Annotated in this window: 19 protein-coding genes; 16 read left to right on the plus strand and 3 right to left on the minus strand. The window is 68.1% G+C overall.

All coding sequences use genetic code 11. From position 1 onward, the window contains the following. Positions 1 to 25 precede the first annotated feature (25 nt). The 13 genes from glyA (at position 26) to AB0E90_RS32000 (ending at position 10,902) form a co-directional block, all read left to right on the plus strand. Positions 26 to 1,315, plus strand: coding sequence for a serine hydroxymethyltransferase (glyA, locus tag AB0E90_RS31940; RefSeq protein ID WP_360414234.1), 1,290 nt, complete (start codon positions 26 to 28; stop codon positions 1,313 to 1,315). Continuing rightward, positions 1,312 to 1,728, plus strand: a complete 417-nt coding sequence (locus AB0E90_RS31945) for a hypothetical protein (RefSeq protein ID WP_360414237.1) — start codon at positions 1,312 to 1,314, stop codon at positions 1,726 to 1,728. Before glyA ends, AB0E90_RS31945 begins: the two co-directional genes overlap by 4 nt. 210 nt (positions 1,729 to 1,938) lie before the next feature. Then, the gene (locus AB0E90_RS31950; protein ID WP_360414240.1) at positions 1,939 to 2,172 is read left to right on the plus strand and encodes an AtpZ/AtpI family protein; all 234 of its coding nucleotides are present in this window, start codon (positions 1,939 to 1,941) and stop codon (positions 2,170 to 2,172) included. A gap of 15 nt (positions 2,173 to 2,187) precedes the next feature. Further along, the gene (gene atpB, locus AB0E90_RS31955) at positions 2,188 to 2,982 is read left to right on the plus strand and encodes a F0F1 ATP synthase subunit A (protein WP_360414243.1); all 795 of its coding nucleotides are present in this window, start codon (positions 2,188 to 2,190) and stop codon (positions 2,980 to 2,982) included. Positions 2,983 to 3,048: 66 nt separating this feature from the next. Beyond that, the gene (locus tag AB0E90_RS31960) at positions 3,049 to 3,270 is read left to right on the plus strand and encodes a F0F1 ATP synthase subunit C (protein ID WP_360414246.1); all 222 of its coding nucleotides are present in this window, start codon (positions 3,049 to 3,051) and stop codon (positions 3,268 to 3,270) included. Between the two features lie 30 nt (positions 3,271 to 3,300). After that, positions 3,301 to 3,867, plus strand: a complete 567-nt coding sequence (locus AB0E90_RS31965) for a F0F1 ATP synthase subunit B (protein WP_360414249.1) — start codon at positions 3,301 to 3,303, stop codon at positions 3,865 to 3,867. After that, positions 3,867 to 4,688: a F0F1 ATP synthase subunit delta gene (locus AB0E90_RS31970; RefSeq protein WP_360414252.1), complete on the plus strand. Its 822-nt coding sequence runs from the start codon at positions 3,867 to 3,869 to the stop codon at positions 4,686 to 4,688. Before AB0E90_RS31965 ends, AB0E90_RS31970 begins: the two co-directional genes overlap by 1 nt. A gap of 87 nt (positions 4,689 to 4,775) precedes the next feature. Continuing rightward, positions 4,776 to 6,422, plus strand: coding sequence for a F0F1 ATP synthase subunit alpha (atpA, locus tag AB0E90_RS31975; RefSeq protein WP_360414255.1), 1,647 nt, complete (start codon positions 4,776 to 4,778; stop codon positions 6,420 to 6,422). Between the two features lie 2 nt (positions 6,423 to 6,424). Next, positions 6,425 to 7,354, plus strand: a complete 930-nt coding sequence (locus tag AB0E90_RS31980; RefSeq protein ID WP_360414258.1) for a F0F1 ATP synthase subunit gamma — start codon at positions 6,425 to 6,427, stop codon at positions 7,352 to 7,354. Beyond that, positions 7,351 to 8,796 carry a F0F1 ATP synthase subunit beta gene (gene atpD, locus AB0E90_RS31985; protein ID WP_360414261.1) on the plus strand — a complete coding sequence of 482 codons (1,446 nt, stop codon included), beginning with the start codon at positions 7,351 to 7,353 and terminating at the stop codon, positions 8,794 to 8,796. Before AB0E90_RS31980 ends, atpD begins: the two co-directional genes overlap by 4 nt. Before the next feature lie 174 nt (positions 8,797 to 8,970). Beyond that, positions 8,971 to 10,062 carry an LCP family protein gene (locus AB0E90_RS31990; protein WP_360414694.1) on the plus strand — a complete coding sequence of 364 codons (1,092 nt, stop codon included), beginning with the start codon at positions 8,971 to 8,973 and terminating at the stop codon, positions 10,060 to 10,062. A 90-nt stretch (positions 10,063 to 10,152) separates the two neighbouring features. Then, complete coding sequence (locus AB0E90_RS31995; RefSeq protein ID WP_184955250.1) at positions 10,153 to 10,434, plus strand: F0F1 ATP synthase subunit epsilon; 282 nt, start codon at positions 10,153 to 10,155, stop codon at positions 10,432 to 10,434. 9 nt (positions 10,435 to 10,443) lie between these two features. After that, entirely contained in the window at positions 10,444 to 10,902 is a 459-nt protein-coding gene (locus AB0E90_RS32000) for a DUF2550 domain-containing protein (protein ID WP_360414264.1), read from the plus strand. A gap of 15 nt (positions 10,903 to 10,917) precedes the next feature. Here AB0E90_RS32000 and AB0E90_RS32005 read toward each other — a convergent pair whose 3' ends face one another. Continuing rightward, entirely contained in the window at positions 10,918 to 11,766 is an 849-nt protein-coding gene (locus AB0E90_RS32005; RefSeq protein ID WP_360414267.1) for a 3-hydroxyacyl-CoA dehydrogenase family protein, read from the minus strand. Between the two features lie 135 nt (positions 11,767 to 11,901). Between AB0E90_RS32005 and AB0E90_RS32010 the strand changes: the two genes are divergently transcribed. Then, entirely contained in the window at positions 11,902 to 12,258 is a 357-nt protein-coding gene (locus AB0E90_RS32010; protein WP_360414270.1) for a hypothetical protein, read from the plus strand. On the opposite strand, the gene murA is transcribed toward AB0E90_RS32010, so the two are convergent. Continuing rightward, entirely contained in the window at positions 12,255 to 13,541 is a 1,287-nt protein-coding gene (gene murA / locus AB0E90_RS32015; protein WP_360414273.1) for a UDP-N-acetylglucosamine 1-carboxyvinyltransferase, read from the minus strand. The genes AB0E90_RS32010 and murA overlap by 4 nt on opposite strands. 42 nt (positions 13,542 to 13,583) lie before the next feature. On the opposite strand from murA, the gene AB0E90_RS32020 reads away from it, so the two are divergent. Both AB0E90_RS32020 and AB0E90_RS32025 read left to right on the plus strand, forming a co-directional pair. Further along, positions 13,584 to 14,156 (plus strand): cob(I)yrinic acid a,c-diamide adenosyltransferase, encoded by a 573-nt coding sequence (locus tag AB0E90_RS32020; RefSeq protein WP_360414276.1) that lies wholly within the window; start codon positions 13,584 to 13,586, stop codon positions 14,154 to 14,156. Positions 14,157 to 14,160: 4 nt separating this feature from the next. After that, positions 14,161 to 14,544 (plus strand): VOC family protein, encoded by a 384-nt coding sequence (locus AB0E90_RS32025; RefSeq protein ID WP_360414279.1) that lies wholly within the window; start codon positions 14,161 to 14,163, stop codon positions 14,542 to 14,544. On the opposite strand, the gene AB0E90_RS32030 is transcribed toward AB0E90_RS32025, so the two are convergent. After that, positions 14,529 to 15,341, minus strand: coding sequence for a PhzF family phenazine biosynthesis protein (locus AB0E90_RS32030; protein ID WP_360414282.1), 813 nt, complete (start codon positions 15,339 to 15,341; stop codon positions 14,529 to 14,531). The genes AB0E90_RS32025 and AB0E90_RS32030 overlap by 16 nt on opposite strands. Positions 15,342 to 15,401: the final 60 nt, after the last annotated feature.

The following is a 15,401-nucleotide window of genomic DNA, read 5'->3' on the forward strand; positions in this document are numbered from 1 at the left end:
AGCCTTTGTCGGGGGAGGAGGGCACGTGGACACCTTCTGGGGACCGGATTTCGCGCGGCTCGAGAGCGATGATCCGGAGATCGCCCATGTCCTCCTCGACGAGCTGGACCGCCAGCGCGGGGGGCTGCAACTGATCGCCAGCGAGAACTTCACCTCGCCGGCCGTGCTCGCCGCGCTGGGCTCGACGCTCAACGACAAATACGCCGAGGGCTACCCCGGCCATCGCTACTACGGCGGTTGCGCCCAGGTGGACCGGGCCGAGGAGCTCGCCGTCGAGCGGGCCCGCAGCCTCTTCGGCGCGGAGCACGCCAACGTGCAGCCGCACTCCGGGGCCTCGGCCAACCTGGCGGCGTTCGCGGCGCTGGCCGAGCCGGGCGACACCGTGCTGGCCATGGAGCTGCCGCACGGCGGGCACCTCACCCACGGCAGTCGGGTCAACTTCTCCGGGAAGTGGTTCCATCCGATCGGCTACCGGGTCTCGCCCACCACCGAGGAGATCGACTACGACGAGGTGCGCGACCTCGCCCTCGCCCACCGGCCCAAACTGATCATCTGCGGCGCCACCGCGTACTCGCGGGCCATCGACTTCGCCACGTTCCGGGAGATCGCCGACGAGGTGGGCGCCTACCTCCTGGTCGACGCCGCGCACTTCATCGGGCTGGTGGCCGGCAAGGCGGTGCCGTCACCGGTGCCCTACGCCGACGTGGTCACCTGCACCACGCACAAGGTGCTGCGCGGGCCACGCGGCGGCATGATCCTGTGCCGTGACGAGCTGGCCCAGCGCGTCGACAAGGCGGTCTTCCCGTTCAGCCAGGGCGGGCCGATGATGCACGCCATCGCGGCCAAGGCGGTCGCGTTGCGCGAGGCGTCCGGTCCGGCTTTCCAGGCGTACGCCCGGCAGGTCGTCGCGAACGCCCGGGAACTGTCCGCCGGGCTGGCCCGCGCCGGGATGCGGCCGGTCTCCGGCGGCACCGACACCCACCTGGTCCTGGCCGATCTGCGGGAGCTCGGTGTCACTGGGCGGGAGGCCGAGGCGCGCTGCGACCTGGCACGCATCACACTGAACAAGAACGCCATCCCGTTCGACCCGCAGCGGCCGGCGATCGCCTCCGGAATCAGGGTCGGATCCCCCTGTGCGACCACGCAGGGCATGCGGGAGGCTGAGATGCGGCGGGTGGCCGAGCTGATCGGCGCCGCGGTGCGCAGCGACCCCGAGACGGCGGCCGGTGCGGGCCGGCTCGCCGACGTGGCCGACGAGGTGCTGGAGCTGGTCCAGCGCTTCCCGGCGTACGCCCGACAGGAAGTGATGGCTTGACGAACACCGAACTCGCGCCACCGCCGGCCGATCCCCGCTGGCGTGTGGCGCATCTGCCGTTCCTCACCGCGGTCTCGTTCGCGCTGATGCTCTGCGCCGCGTCGGCCGGCTACTTCGCCGGTGGCTCGGGCCCCGCGCTCGGCGCCGGGCTCGGCGTTTTGATCGTGACGATCAGCTATTCGATGTCCACGCTGGTCATCGCATGGGCGGACACCGTGCGGCCGGCCCTGATCATGCCGCTCGCCCTGTTTACATACGTGCTGAAGTACACCGTGCTCGGCGTCGTGCTGGCTTACGGTGTTTCCACCGATTGGTCCGGAAACAAAGCGCTGGGCCTGGGCATCGTGGCCGGGGTGATCGTCTGGACCGGCGTCCAGGTGTGGTGGTTCACCAAGATCCGTCCCCCTAAGTGATCTATCGCACCCGGTTTCACCTCGGCAAACGTCCAATTCGTGGTTCCGTGACCACTAAAAGGTGACGTTAACGCAGGTGGCGTGTCCGGTTATGGCAAGGGGGGAGTACCGTGGCGTTCCAGTTGCGAGACCCCTGACGCCTGGACAACCTCGGTTGTGCGGGGGGTGCCGCTTAGCCTCATGTTTCCCCCTGATATCGTTCGGGCCGTCATGGCCGGTCAGGAACCCCCCAAGAAACCCCCCGAGAAAGACGGTCCGCCCACCCCAGACATGGGAATGGGCATGACGGCTCTTTCGTACCTCATCACGGGCATGTTGGTGTGGGGTGGGATCGGTTGGCTGGTTGACCACTGGGTCGGGACCTCGGGCATCTTCGCCGGAATCGGTGCGGTTGTCGGTACCGCCGCCGGTATCTACCTCATCGTGCGCCGTCTGGGCGCCTGACAGGAAAGGGCTACGGTGACCGAGCAGTCGATCGTCCTCGCAGCGGATGTTCCGTTCCCGCCGAGCGTCGAGGACTTCTACCTGCCCAGCATCCTGCCGTGGGCCGAGCACAACAATTACTGGTTCACCAAGGTCACCTTCCTGGTTTGGCTAACGGTCGCGATCCTGATCGTCTTCTTCCTGACGGCGTACCGGAAGCCGCAGCTCGTGCCGACCAAGAAGCAGTGGCTCGCAGAGAGCATCTACGGCTTCGTCCGCAACAACATCTCGGTCGACATGATCGGCCCGCGAGGCGTCGCCTTCGCGCCTTATCTGACGACGTTGTTCTGCTTCATTTTCCTGAACAACCTGTGGGGAATCATCCCCATCGCGCAGATCTCGCCGAACTCGCACATCGCCTTCCCGGCGGTTCTCGCGGCAATCAGCTACATCATGTTCATCTTCGTCGGGATCCGGCACCACGGTTTCGCGAAGTACATGAAGACCGCCCTCATTCCGCCGGCGCCGTGGTACATCCTGCCGCTGCTGGTGCCGATCGAGTTCATGTCGAACTTCCTGATCCGGCCGTTCTCGCTCGCCGTTCGTCTCTTCGCCAACATGTTCGCCGGCCACGTTCTGCTGCTGGTGTTCACGCTCGGCGGATTCGCGATGGTCAGCGCCAACGCCTGGTTCGTTCCGTTCTCGCTCGTCTCGTGGGTGCTGACCATCGCGCTGACGTTCCTCGAGTTCCTGGTGATCGCTCTCCAGGCCTACGTCTTCACGGTGCTCACCGCGAGCTACGTCCAGGGCGCACTCGCCGACGGGCACTGAAGTTTTCGCAACAACCTGTTTTGTCGTCCCGCGTGATCGCCACGCGAGATACCAGGAGGAATTTCAATGGACATCGCCGCCGTCAACGGCAGTCTCTCCGCCATCGGCTACGGCCTTGCTGCTATCGGCCCCGGCATCGGTGTTGGCCTGGTCTTCTCGGCCTACATCCAGTCGACGGCCCGCCAGCCGGAGTCGTCGCGCCTGACCCTGCCGTACGTCTGGATCGGCTTCGCGGTTATCGAGGCGCTCGCGCTGCTCGGTATCGCGTTCGGCTTCGTCTACAAGTAAGCCGGCCCGCCAGCCTCGTTGGGAGGTCTCATGATCATCACTTCCACCGTGACGGTTCTCGCCGAAGCCGCTGAGGTCGAGCACAACCCGATCGTCCCGCTCTGGCAGGAGATCGTTCTCGGACTCATCGCTTTCGGGATCCTCTGCTTCGTGCTGATGAAGTTCGTCTTCCCGCAGATGGAGAAGACGTTCGCGGCTCGGGTTGACGCGATCGAGGGCGGCATCAAGCGCGCCGAGGACGCTCAGGCCGAGGCGAACAAGCTGCTCGAGCAGTACAAGGCGCAGCTGGCCGAGGCTCGCACCGAGGCCGCTCGCATCCGCGACGAGGCTCGGGCCGACGCCGAGGGCATCCGTCAGGACGTCCTGGCCAAGGCGCGCGAGGAGTCCGACCGCATCATCGCGGCCGGCAACGAGCAGCTCGCCACGCAGCGCGAGTCCATCGTGCGTGACCTGCGGTCCGAGGTCGGCACGCTGGCGGTCGACCTGGCTAGCAAGATCGTCGGGGAGTCCCTTGCCGACGAGGCGCGCAGCCGCGGCACCGTCGAGCGGTTCATCGCCGACCTCGACTCGGCCGGCACGACCGGCGGGCGGCGCTGATGGCGTCGAGCGTCAGTCAGCAGGCCTACAACGAGGCCGTGGCGAAGCTCGAGTCCGAGACCGGCACGGCTACGGCCGCGCAGCTGGCCACGGTCGCCGACGAGATCCTCTCGGTGGCCGGCCTGCTGCGGGCCCAGCCCCGGCTGCGCCGGGCGCTGACCGACCCGTCGCGGCCCGCCGCCGACCGGAGCGGGCTGCTTCGCTCGCTGCTGACCGGCAAACTGGCCGAGGCCACGGTCATCACCCTGACCACCCTGGCCTCCGGGCGCTTCTCCCGGCCGTCCGAGATCCTGAACGCCACCGAGCGTCTCGGCATCGAGGTCGTTCTCCGTTCCGCGGAGAAGGCCGGCAGCCTCGAGAACGTCGAGGACGAGCTGTTCCGCTTCGGACAGATCGTCTCCGGTAACGCCGAGCTGGCCGTCACGCTGAGTGACCCAGGTGCGCCGACCGATCGACGGGTTAAGCTCGTGGAGGACTTGCTGAAGGGCAAGGCCCAGCCGGCGACGGTGCGGCTCGTCGAGGTTGCTATCGATGGGTTCGGGGGCCGCGGCTTCGAGGCTTCGCTGACCAGGTTGGTCGAGCTGACCGCCGCGAAACGCGACCGCGAGGTCGCCTACGTGACGGTGGCCCGTCCGATCGGCGATGCCGATGAGCAGGCGCTGGCCGCAAAGCTGGCCGAAATCTACGGGCGGCCGGTCTCGCTGAAGGTCGATGTGGACCCCTCGATCATCGGCGGGGTCAGCGTCAAGGTCGGCTCCGACCTCTACGACGGAACGATCCTGCGCCGGCTGAACGCGGCCAAGCAGGAGTTCGCGAAATAGATTTTTCCCCTCGGTCCGGCGTTGACGCGGAATCGAGTAGGCCCCTCGGTGACGGCGACGTCCCGAGCTAGACAGAGAAGGCAGAGGATGGCCGAGCTGACCATCTCCTCGGACGAGATCCGGGGGGCGCTAGAGCGCTACGTCTCGTCCTATTCGCCCGAGGTCTCCCGCGAGGAGGTCGGCATCGTCTCCGATGCGGGCGACGGCATCGCGCACGTCGAGGGCCTGCCCTCGACGATGGCGAACGAACTGCTCGAATTCGAGGGCGGCACGCTGGGTGTCGCCCTGAACCTGGACGTCCGCGAGATCGGCGCCGTGGTTCTCGGTGACTTCACCGGTATCGAAGAGGGTGGCCAGGTCAAGCGGACCGGCCGCGTTCTCTCGGTGCCGGTCGGTGACGCGTTCCTCGGTCGCGTGGTCGACCCGCTGGGCCGGCCGATCGACGACCGTGGCGAGATCGCCAACGAGGGCTTCCGCGAGCTCGAGCTCCAGGCTCCCAACGTGATGAACCGCCAGCCGGTGAAGCAGCCGCTGCAGACCGGCATCAAGGCGATCGACGCCATGACGCCGATCGGCCGTGGCCAGCGCCAGCTGATCATCGGCGACCGCAAGACCGGCAAGACCACGGTCGCGATCGACACGATCATCAACCAGAAGGCCAACTGGGCCTCCGGTGACCCGGAGAAGCAGGTTCGCTGCATCTACGTGGCGATCGGCCAGAAGGCGACGACCATCGCCTCGATCAAGGGCACCCTGGAGGACCAGGGCGCGATGGAGTACACCACCATCGTCGCCGCTCCCGCCTCGGACCCGGCCGGCTTCAAGTACATCGCGCCGTACACCGGCTCGGCCATCGGCCAGCACTGGATGTACGCGGGCAAGCACGTCCTGATCGTCTTCGACGACCTGACCAAGCAGGCCGAGGCCTACCGCGCGGTGTCGCTGCTGCTGCGCCGCCCGCCGGGCCGCGAGGCCTACCCGGGCGACGTCTTCTACTTGCACTCGCGTCTGCTCGAGCGTTGCGCCAAGCTCTCCAACGAGCTGGGTGGCGGTTCGATGACCGGTCTGCCGATCATCGAGACCAAGGCCAACGACATCTCGGCCTACATCCCGACCAACGTCATCTCGATCACCGACGGCCAGATCTTCCTGGAGTCCGACCTGTTCGCCTCGGGTGTCCGCCCGGCGATCAACGTCGGCACCTCGGTGTCCCGGGTCGGCGGTTCGGCGCAGGTCAAGGGCATGAAGAGCGTCTCCGGCCGCCTTCGCCTCGACCTGGCCCAGTTCCGTGAGCTGGAGGCGTTCTCGGCCTTCGCCTCCGACCTGGACAAGGCGTCGCGGGCCCAGCTGGACAAGGGCGTGCGCCTGGTCGAGCTACTCAAGCAGCCGCAATACTCTCCTTACTCGGTGACCGACGAGACCATCGTCATCTGGGCCGGCACCACCGGCCAGCTCGACGACATCGCGGTCGGCGACGTGCGTCGCTTCGAGGCCGAGATGCTTCCGTGGATCAAGCGGCACCGCAAGGACGTCTACACCTCGATCGAGTCGACGAACAACCTCACCGACGACAACATCGAGAGCCTCAAGTCCGGCCTGGACGAGTTCAAGGAGCTCTTCAAGCACGGCGACACCGGCATCCGGCTCAACGAGACCGAGGCCGAGGCGCTGATCGAGGGCACCGAGTCCCGTGAGACCGTGACCCGCGAGGTCCCGGCCTCGGACGAGAGTTAGTCATGGCCGGTCAGGTACAGGTTCTCCGGCGGCGCATCCGCACCGTCCGGTCGACCAAGAAGATCGCCAAGGCGCAGGAGCTGGTTGCGACCAGCCGCATCGCCAAGGCCCAGGAGCGGGTGGCCGCCTCCAAGCCGTACGCGGAAGCGATCACCGAGGTCCTGACCGCGCTGGCGTCGAACGCGTCGATCGACAACCCGCTGCTGGTCCCGCGTGAGCGGGTCCGGCGCGCGGGCGTCCTGCTGATCACCAGCGACCGCGGCCTGGCCGGCGCCTACAACGCCAACGCCATCCGCACCGCCGAGCAGCTGATCCAGCGGCTCAAGGCGGACGGCAAGGACGCGGTGCTCTACGTGGTCGGTCGCAAGGGCCTCGGCTACTACCGATTCCGTAACCGGCCGGTCGAGACCAGCTGGACCGGGTTCTCCGAGCGTCCGTCGTTCGCGGACGCGAAGAAGATCGGTGACGCCCTGCTGGAGGCCTTCCTCGCCGGTGCCGACGACACCGACTCGCACTACGGCCCGGACGGCATCCAGGGCGTGGACGAGCTGCACATCGTCAGCACCCAGTTCAAGTCGCTCATGACCCAGAACGCTCATGCGCGCTTCCTGGCCCCGATGGTGGTCGAGGAGCGCGAGGTCGAGCGGGGTCTGCGCCCGGCGTACGAGTTCGAGCCGGACGCCGACGAGCTGCTCGACGCGCTGCTGCCGAAGTACCTCAACACGCGGATCTACGCGGCGTTGCTGGACTCGGCGGCCAGCGAGTCGGCCTCCCGGCGGCGGGCGATGAAGAGCGCGTCGGACAACGCGGACGACCTGCTCAAGCGGTACACGCGCGAGATGAACTCCGCGCGGCAGGCTGCGATCACCCAGGAAATCAGTGAGATCGTCGGCGGCGCCAACGCGCTGGCCGCGGCAGGAAGTGATGTGTGATGACTGCTGTTGCTGAGCCCACCAAGACGGAGACCGGCGTCGGCCGTGTCGTCCGGGTCATCGGCCCGGTCGTCGACGCCGAGTTCCCCCGTGACGCCATGCCCGACATCTACAACGCGCTGCACGTCGACGTGACCCTCTCCGAGGGCACCAAGACGCTGACCCTGGAGGTCGCCCAGCACCTGGGTGACAACGTGATCCGCGGCATCTCGATGCAGCCGACCGACGGCCTGGTCCGGGGCGCCGAGGTCACCGACACCGGCGCGCCGATCTCGGTGCCGGTCGGCGACGTGACCAAGGGCCACGTGTTCAACGCCCTCGGCGACGTGCTCAACGCCGACCCGGCGACCCTGGACATCCAGGAGCGCTGGTCGATCCACCGCAAGCCGCCGGCGTTCGCCGACCTCGAGCCGAAGACCGAGATGCTGGAGACCGGCATCAAGGTGCTCGACCTGCTCGCGCCGTACGTGCGTGGTGGCAAGATCGGCCTGTTCGGCGGTGCCGGCGTGGGCAAGACGGTGCTCATCCAGGAGATGATCATCCGCGTTGCCCGTAACTTCGGCGGCACCTCGGTGTTCGCCGGCGTCGGCGAGCGCACCCGTGAGGGCAACGACCTCATCCTGGAGATGGAGGAGGGGGGCGTTCTCGACAAGACCGCCCTCGTCTTCGGCCAGATGGACGAGCCGCCGGGCACCCGCCTGCGGGTCGCCCTCTCCGCGCTGACCATGGCGGAGTACTTCCGGGACGTCCAGAACCAGGAGGTGCTGCTCTTCATCGACAACATCTTCCGGTTCACCCAGGCCGGTTCCGAGGTGTCCACCCTGCTCGGCCGGATGCCGTCCGCCGTGGGTTACCAGCCCACGCTGGCCGACGAGATGGGCGAGCTCCAGGAGCGCATCACCTCGGTCAAGGGCAAGGCGATCACCTCGCTTCAGGCGATCTACGTGCCCGCCGACGACTACACCGACCCGGCGCCGGCCACCACGTTCGCCCACCTGGACGCGACCACGAACCTCGAGCGGTCGATCTCCGACAAGGGCATCTACCCCGCCGTGGACCCGCTGGCCTCCAGCTCGCGGATCCTGGCGCCGGAGTTCGTCGGCGCCGAGCACTACGCGGTCGCCCGTGAGGTGCAGCGAATCCTGCAGAAGTACAAGGACCTGCAGGACATCATCGCCATCCTCGGTATGGACGAGCTCTCCGAAGAGGACAAGGTCACGGTGCAGCGGGCTCGCCGCATCGAGCGTTTCCTCTCGCAGAACACGTACGCGGCCGAGCAGTTCACCGGCGTCCCCGGCTCGACGGTCCCGCTGAAGGAGACCATCGAGGCGTTCAAGAAGATCAGCGAGGGGGAGTACGACAACTTCCCCGAGCAGGCCTTCTTCATGTGCGGCGGCCTCGAGGACCTCGAGAAGAACGCACACGAGTTGATGAAGGACTGACCGCTTCCAGCGGCACGTGAGCCGCGTCCACCTGCGGGTGGGCGCGGCTCACGCGTTTCCGGAGCTGTTCGCGCACCGTTAGGCCTTTCATCGCGTGGGTACGCTGTCCGTGCGCTGTGCAGCCGCTATGGGGAGTTGAGAGTGTCGAAGAAAGACGGCAAACGCCGCGCTCCGATGTGGGCCCGGCTCTGTGCGATCTTCGGCTGCGTGCTCATGGTGGCCAGCGGAGGCGCCCTCGTCACCGGTCAGATCGTCCTCGCGCGCTATGCCGGGGCGGTCAAGACCGACGACCTGTTCGGCGACTCGGCGGCCGGCGCGCAGGAGAAGGTCTCCGACATCAAGGGCGCGCAGAACATCCTGCTGGTCGGCATCGACCCGCGCACCGACACGCAGACCCCGCTCTCCGACTCGATCATCGTGGTGCACGTGCCCGCCTCGATGGACCAGGCGTATATCTTTTCGGTGCCCCGCGACCTGGTGGTCGACATCCCGTCATTCGCCAAGACCGGGTTCCGCGGCGGCCGGTCGAAGATCAACGCGGCGATGGGTTACGGCAGCGCGGTCGGCAACGGCAAGCACGACCCGGTGCAGGGCTTCGACCTGCTCGCCCAGACGGTCCAGCAGCTCACCGGCATCGACCGGTTCGACGCCGGTGCGATCCTCAACTTCGGTGGCTTCAAGAAGATCGTGGACGCGATGGACGGCGTCACCATGACGATCGACCAGAACGTGAAATCAGAGCACCTGCAGCCGAACGGGAAACCGCGCCCGCGGCTGTCCCGGTGCGCGGCCAACAACTGCGACCACCCCTATTACGGCCCTCAGGCCGAGTACAAGGTCGGCACCTACCACCTGCAGGGCTGGCAGGCGCTCGACTACGTCCGGCAGCGTTACGGCCTGCCGAAGAGCGACTACGACCGGCAGCGGCACCAGCAGCAGTTCATCAAAGCGATGGCCGGGCAGGCGCTGAGCAAGGACGTCATCACCAACCCTGCCAAACTCGACAAGGTGCTCAAGGCGGCCGGGGATGCGCTGATCTTCGACGGCAACGGCCACAACGTGGTCGACTGGGGCTTCGCGATGAAGAACATCCGGTCCCAGAACATGACCCTGATCAAGCTGCCGGGCGGGGCGCTCAACGAGAGCGGGAAATACCAGGGTGAGGCCCTCGACCCGAGCGCCGCCGAGTTCTTCAAGGCGGTCACCGAGGACCGGTTGCCCAACTTCCTGTTCAGCCACCCGGAATACATCAACAAGAACGGTTGACGTGTGGCAGTCGCCACCCGCTACCACGGTGAACAGGGTCGCCGTCTAGACTTCACCCATTCGGTATTACCGGCTCAACAGGGAGACAGCGTGGCCAACCAGCTGCCCGTCAAGGTCGTAGCCGTCGAGGAGCGCATCTGGTCCGGCGAGGCCGAAATGCTCGTCGCGCGGACCACCGAGGGTGAGATCGGCGTGCTGCCCGGCCACTCGCCGCTGCTCGGCCTGCTCAAGGAGCCCTCTCAGGTGCGGGTCAAGCTCGCCGGTGGCGAGCAGTTGACCTACGACGTGAGCGGCGGCTTCCTCTCCATCGACGCGGACGGCGTGACCGTCCTCGCCGAGTCGGCCACCCCCGCTACTCCCGAGTCTCACTGACTCCCGGCGATGCGGATTCTCGAGGTTCTCGGGATCTGCATCGTTGCGCTGCTCGTACTACTCTTCGTGATCTTCTTCCGCTCCCGGCTCCTGGCCGGGGGTGGAACCATCAAGTTGCAGGTGCGGGTCAGCACGATGATGCCGGGCCGTGGCTGGTCCACCGGCATCGGCCAGTTCGTCGGTGACGAGCTGCGCTTCCACCGCATGTTCAGCCTCGCGTTCCGGCCTAAACGGGTGCTCGACCGCGAGGTTCTGGTGGTCGAGGAGCAACGCCGGCCCGAGGGCCCCGAGCGTCTCACGATGCCCGCGCAGTGGATCGTCCTGCGATGTTCCAACGGTGAGGCCGGCCAGATCGAGATCGCGATGGCCGAGTCCACCGTCACCGGCTTTCTCTCCTGGCTCGAGGCGGCGCCGCCCGGCCAGCCCGGCCTGAGTCCGCGGCCGATCATCCGGCCGCGCACCCAGTAAGCGCCAGGCAGAGCGTTAGTAGCTGTAGAAGCCCTTGCCGGTCTTGCGGCCCAGGTCACCGGCCTGCACCATGCGCTGGAGCAGCTCCGGCGGGAAGAACTTCTCGTCGGCGGTGTCGCGGTAGATGTTGCCGGCCGCGTTCAGCATCACGTCGAGGCCGGTCAGGTCGACCGTGGCCAGCGGACCCATGGCGTGCCCGAAGCCGAGCTTCATCACCGTGTCGAGGTCGGCGGCCGAGACCACGCCCGACTCCACCAGCTGGATGGCCTCGACGAGCAGGGCCGAGAAGAGCCGGTTGGAGACGAAGCCGGCCACGTCGCGCTTGACCTCGACGCAGGTCTTGCCGACCTCCTCGGCGAAGTTGCGGGCGGCCGCGAGGGTCTCGTCCGACGTCTGGTAGCCCCGGACCAGTTCGACCAGCTTCATCATCGGGACCGGCGAGAAGAAGTGGATGCCGACCACCGACTCGGGCCGCGCGGTGACCGTGGCGATCTGGGTGATCGGGATGGCCGAGGTGTTGGTGCCGAGCACCGCGCCGGCCTTGCAGATCTTGTCGAGAGCGCGGAAGACCTCGTGCTTGGCCTCGACCTTCTCGTAGATCGCCTCGACCACGACGTCGGCCTCGGCGGCCGCGTCCAGCTCGGTGGTGGGGGTGATCCGGGCGAGGGCGGCTTCCGCGTCCTCCCGGGTGATCCTGTCCTTCTTGACGAAACGCTCCAGGGAATCCCGGATAGCCGTCATGCCCCGGTTGGTCGCGGCGTCATCGACGTCCCGCATGGTGACCTGCCAACCGGCCTGCGCCGAGACCTGCGCGATGCCGGAACCCATCAACCCGGAGCCGATGACCGCGAGTCGACCCGCCATGTGCTTCCCTCTCTGCCGTACCCGATTTCGAAGCTCACCCTACCGTTGTTACTGAACGGAAACTAAGGGACGGGGGTCCACCCCGATGGGGTCAAATCCCCAGAAACAGCAGCGCAACGGTGGAAGACTGTGCCCATGGCATCGGGCAACAGCTGGTACCTCATCGGGCCGCTGATCGCCGTGGGCCTGGTTGCCTTCCTGGGGGCCGTCTTCCGGCGGATGGGGCTCCATTGGACGTTCGCTGCCGAGGACGCGGGCGAACGCTATGCGGACGGCCTCGCCATCTTCGGTGAACCGGACGACTACGGCCTGCTGTGCCCGGCCGCGGTCACCGACGACAGCGACCTGGCCGACGAGATCCAGCGCCTGCTCGGCGACGCCGGCATTCGCGCCACCCAGGCAGCCGGCCGCGACGGCCGGATGGCAGTGCTCGTCTTCGTGGAAGAAGTTGAAGAAGCCCGGCGCCTGGTGGGTGGCTCTCCCGCGGTCTAGAAGTCGAAAGTCGGCTCGGGGACGTCCGCGCGCTCCACCTCGACGCCCAGCTTGGCCAGGTCGGAGACGAAGTCGGGGTAGCCGCGGTCGATGTGGTGCACCTCGCCCACCTCGGTCACCCCGTCGGCGCACAGGCCCGCGATGACCAGCCCGGCGCCGGCCCGGATGTCGGTGGCCCGCACCGGCGCCCCGGACAGCCGCTCCCGCCCGTTCACCACCGCGTGGTGCCCGTCGGTGCGGATGTCGGCGCCCAGCCGGACCATCTCGTTCACGAACATGAAGCGGCCGTCGAAGATGTTCTCGGTGATCAGCGACGATCCCTCGGCCACGGCGGCCAGCCCGATCGCCATCGGCAGCAGGTCGGTGGCGAAGCCGGGATAGGGCAGCGTCACGATGTCGACCGCTTTCGGGCGCTGCTCCATGCGTACCCGGAACTGGTTGTCGCCCGGCGTGACCGTCGCGCCCGCCGTGACCAGCTTGTCCAGCGCGAGGTCGAGGAATTCCGGCCGGACGCCGTGGACCGTGACGTCGCCACGGGTCATCGCGGTGGCGAAGGCCCAGGTGCCGCCGACGATCCGGTCGCCGACGGTGGCATGCGTCGTGGGCGAGAGGGAATGAACGCCCTCGATGGTGAGGGTGGACGTGCCGGCCCCCTCGATGCGGGCGCCCATCGAGGTCAGCATCTCGCAGATGTCGACGATCTCCGGCTCGCGGGCCACGTTGTCGATCTCGGTGACGCCCTTGGCCAGAACGGCGGCCATCAGGATGTTCTCGGTGGCGCCGACGCTCGGGAAGTCCAGCCAGATCTTGCCGCCACGCAGGCCGCCGGGGGCCGAGGCGATGACGAAGCCGTGCTCGCCGGAGATCTCGGCGCCCATCCGGGCAAGGCCGGCGAAGTGCATGTCGAGGCCGCGCGAGCCGATCATGTCGCCGCCGGGGAGGGCGACCCGCACGTATCCGCGGCGGGCCAGCAGCGGGCCCAGCACGCAGATCGACGCGCGCAGCCGCCGGACCAGGTCGTAGTCGGCCTCGCTGCCCGGCTCGGCGGGCACGTCGATGGTGGCCTTGCCCCCGTCGAGGCTGACCTGGCAGCCCAGCCGCCGCAACACCTCGGCCATGATCGCGATGTCGGTGATCCGGGGGACGTTTTCCACCACGCTGCGGCCCTCGGCCAGCAGCGCGACGGCCATCAGCTTGAGCGCCGAGTTCTTGGCGCCACCGACCGTGACATCACCGGTGAGTTGTGCGCCGCCCTTGACCCTGATCACATCCACGCGGGCCATGGTATGGGCCGCCGCCCTTGGTCGCCTCCGTAGGGTGTCCCTATGGCCGTACACCTCACGCGTATCTACACCCGTACCGGCGACGCCGGCGAGACCCGCCTCGGCAACAACGAGGTCGTCGCGAAGACCGATCCGCGCATCGTGGCGTACGCGGATGCCGACGAGTGCAACGCCGCGCTGGGGGTGGCGCTGGCGCTCGGTGACCTGCCCGAGGACGTTCGCGCCGTGCTCACCGCCGTGCAGAATGATCTGTTCGACGTCGGCGCCGATCTGTGCAACCCGTTCGCCGAGGACCCGCCCTACCCGCCGCTGCGGATCACCGAGGAATACGTGACCCGGCTCGAGGGCTGGTGCGACGACTTCAACGAGCGCCTGGCGGCACTCGACAGCTTCATCCTGCCGGGGGGTACGCCGGGGGCGGCGTTGCTGCATGTGGCGCGTACGGTCGCGCGGCGCGCCGAACGCGCGGCCTGGACCCTCCTGGCCGACGACCCGGAACGGACGAGCGAGCTGCCCGCGAAGTACCTGAACCGCCTCTCCGACCTGCTCTTCATCCTGTCCCGGGTGGCCAACCCGGGCGGCGACGTGAAGTGGGTCCCGGGCGGGAACAACTGAGCCGATGCTTCATCACATCGAGCTGTGGGTGCCGGACCTGGAGGGTTCGAAGGGGCCGTGGGGCTGGCTGCTGACCGAGCTCAAGTGGACCGTCTTCCAGGACTGGCCGGGCGGCCGGTCCTGGAAGTACGGCGACGTCTACCTGGTGCTGGAGCAGTCGCCGGCGCTCTCCGGTGACGTGCACGACCGGCTCGCGCCGGGCCTCAACCACGTGGCGTTCGCGGTCGGCGGGCGCGACCAGGTCGACCGGCTGACCGTCGAGGCGCAAGAGAACGGCTGGTCGCTGCTGTTCGCGGACCGCCATCCGCACGCCGGCGGCCCCGATTCGTACGCGGCCTACCTTGAGGACGCGTGGGGCTACGAGGTCGAGCTTCAGGCGGAGGCGTAGAGCTCGCCGTCGATCACCGTGACGGCCCGGCCGGTGAGGTGGGTGCGCTCGCCGTCCAGCGTGACCCGGACGTAACCGCCGCGCGCCGAGGCCTGATAGCCGACGAGCGAGGTGCGGCCGCCGAGCCGGGCCGACCAGAACGGCGCCAGCGCTGTGTGCGCGCTGCCGGTGACCGGGTCCTCGGCCACGCCGGCGGCGGCGCCGAAGAAGCGGGACACGAAGTCGTAGCCGGCGTCCGGTGCGGCCGCGGCGGCGGTGACGACCACGCCGCGGTGCTCGACCCGGGCCAGCGTGGTGAAGTCGGGCCGCAGGCCGCGGACGGTGGCCTCGTCGGCCACCTCGATCAACAGGTCGTCGGTGTTCGGCCCGGTGTGGTGCACCGAGCGCGCGTCGGCGCCGAGCACCCCGGCCACCCAGGGCGGGGTGTCGACCGGCGTCAGCGGGGCGGTGGGGAAGTCGAGGGTGTGCCACCCGTCGCCGCCGGACACCGCGGTCAGCACGCCGCTCAACGTCTGGAAGCTCACCTTCTCGCGGCCGAGCACGTGTGCCGTGGCCAGCGTGGCGTGCCCGCAGAGGGCGACCTCGACGGCGGGCGTGAACCAGCGGAGAGCGAAATCCGCGGTGTCGGAGTGCGGGTGCACGAAAGCGGTCTCGGAGTGGTTGACCTCGGCCGCGACCTGCAGCATCCACGCGTCGTCGGGGAAGGACGGGAACAGGGAGGAGTCGAGCACGACCACGCCGGCGGGGTTGCCGCTGAAGGGCTGATCGGTGAAGGCGTCGACGATCCGGATTCGCATGTCTCCGACGTTAGAGCCCTCAGCCAGGCATGGGCGAGCGGGATTCCCGCCACTCGGCGG

It is taken from the genome of Actinoplanes sp. NPDC026619 (assembly GCF_040638295.1).
In the GTDB taxonomy this organism is placed as follows: domain Bacteria; phylum Actinomycetota; class Actinomycetes; order Mycobacteriales; family Micromonosporaceae; genus Actinoplanes.

Bases quoted from the DNA above. Each gene is read 5' to 3' on its own strand.
- AB0E90_RS31950 (WP_360414240.1), top strand. From the start codon at position 1,939: ATGGCCGGTCAGGAACCCCCCAAGAAACCCCCCGAGAAAGACGGTCCG.
- AB0E90_RS31960 (WP_360414246.1), top strand. From the start codon at position 3,049: ATGGACATCGCCGCCGTCAACGGCAGTCTCTCCGCCATCGGCTACGGC.
- AB0E90_RS31965 (WP_360414249.1), top strand. From the start codon at position 3,301: ATGATCATCACTTCCACCGTGACGGTTCTCGCCGAAGCCGCTGAGGTC.
- AB0E90_RS31970 (WP_360414252.1), top strand. From the start codon at position 3,867: ATGGCGTCGAGCGTCAGTCAGCAGGCCTACAACGAGGCCGTGGCGAAG.
- atpA (WP_360414255.1), top strand. From the start codon at position 4,776: ATGGCCGAGCTGACCATCTCCTCGGACGAGATCCGGGGGGCGCTAGAG.
- AB0E90_RS31980 (WP_360414258.1), top strand. From the start codon at position 6,425: ATGGCCGGTCAGGTACAGGTTCTCCGGCGGCGCATCCGCACCGTCCGG.
- AB0E90_RS31990 (WP_360414694.1), top strand. From the start codon at position 8,971: ATGTGGGCCCGGCTCTGTGCGATCTTCGGCTGCGTGCTCATGGTGGCC.
- AB0E90_RS32000 (WP_360414264.1), top strand. From the start codon at position 10,444: ATGCGGATTCTCGAGGTTCTCGGGATCTGCATCGTTGCGCTGCTCGTA.
- AB0E90_RS32005 (WP_360414267.1), bottom strand. From the start codon at position 11,766: ATGGCGGGTCGACTCGCGGTCATCGGCTCCGGGTTGATGGGTTCCGGC.
- AB0E90_RS32010 (WP_360414270.1), top strand. From the start codon at position 11,902: ATGGCATCGGGCAACAGCTGGTACCTCATCGGGCCGCTGATCGCCGTG.
- murA (WP_360414273.1), bottom strand. From the start codon at position 13,541: ATGGCCCGCGTGGATGTGATCAGGGTCAAGGGCGGCGCACAACTCACC.
- AB0E90_RS32020 (WP_360414276.1), top strand. From the start codon at position 13,584: ATGGCCGTACACCTCACGCGTATCTACACCCGTACCGGCGACGCCGGC.
- AB0E90_RS32025 (WP_360414279.1), top strand. From the start codon at position 14,161: ATGCTTCATCACATCGAGCTGTGGGTGCCGGACCTGGAGGGTTCGAAG.
- AB0E90_RS32030 (WP_360414282.1), bottom strand. From the start codon at position 15,341: ATGCGAATCCGGATCGTCGACGCCTTCACCGATCAGCCCTTCAGCGGC.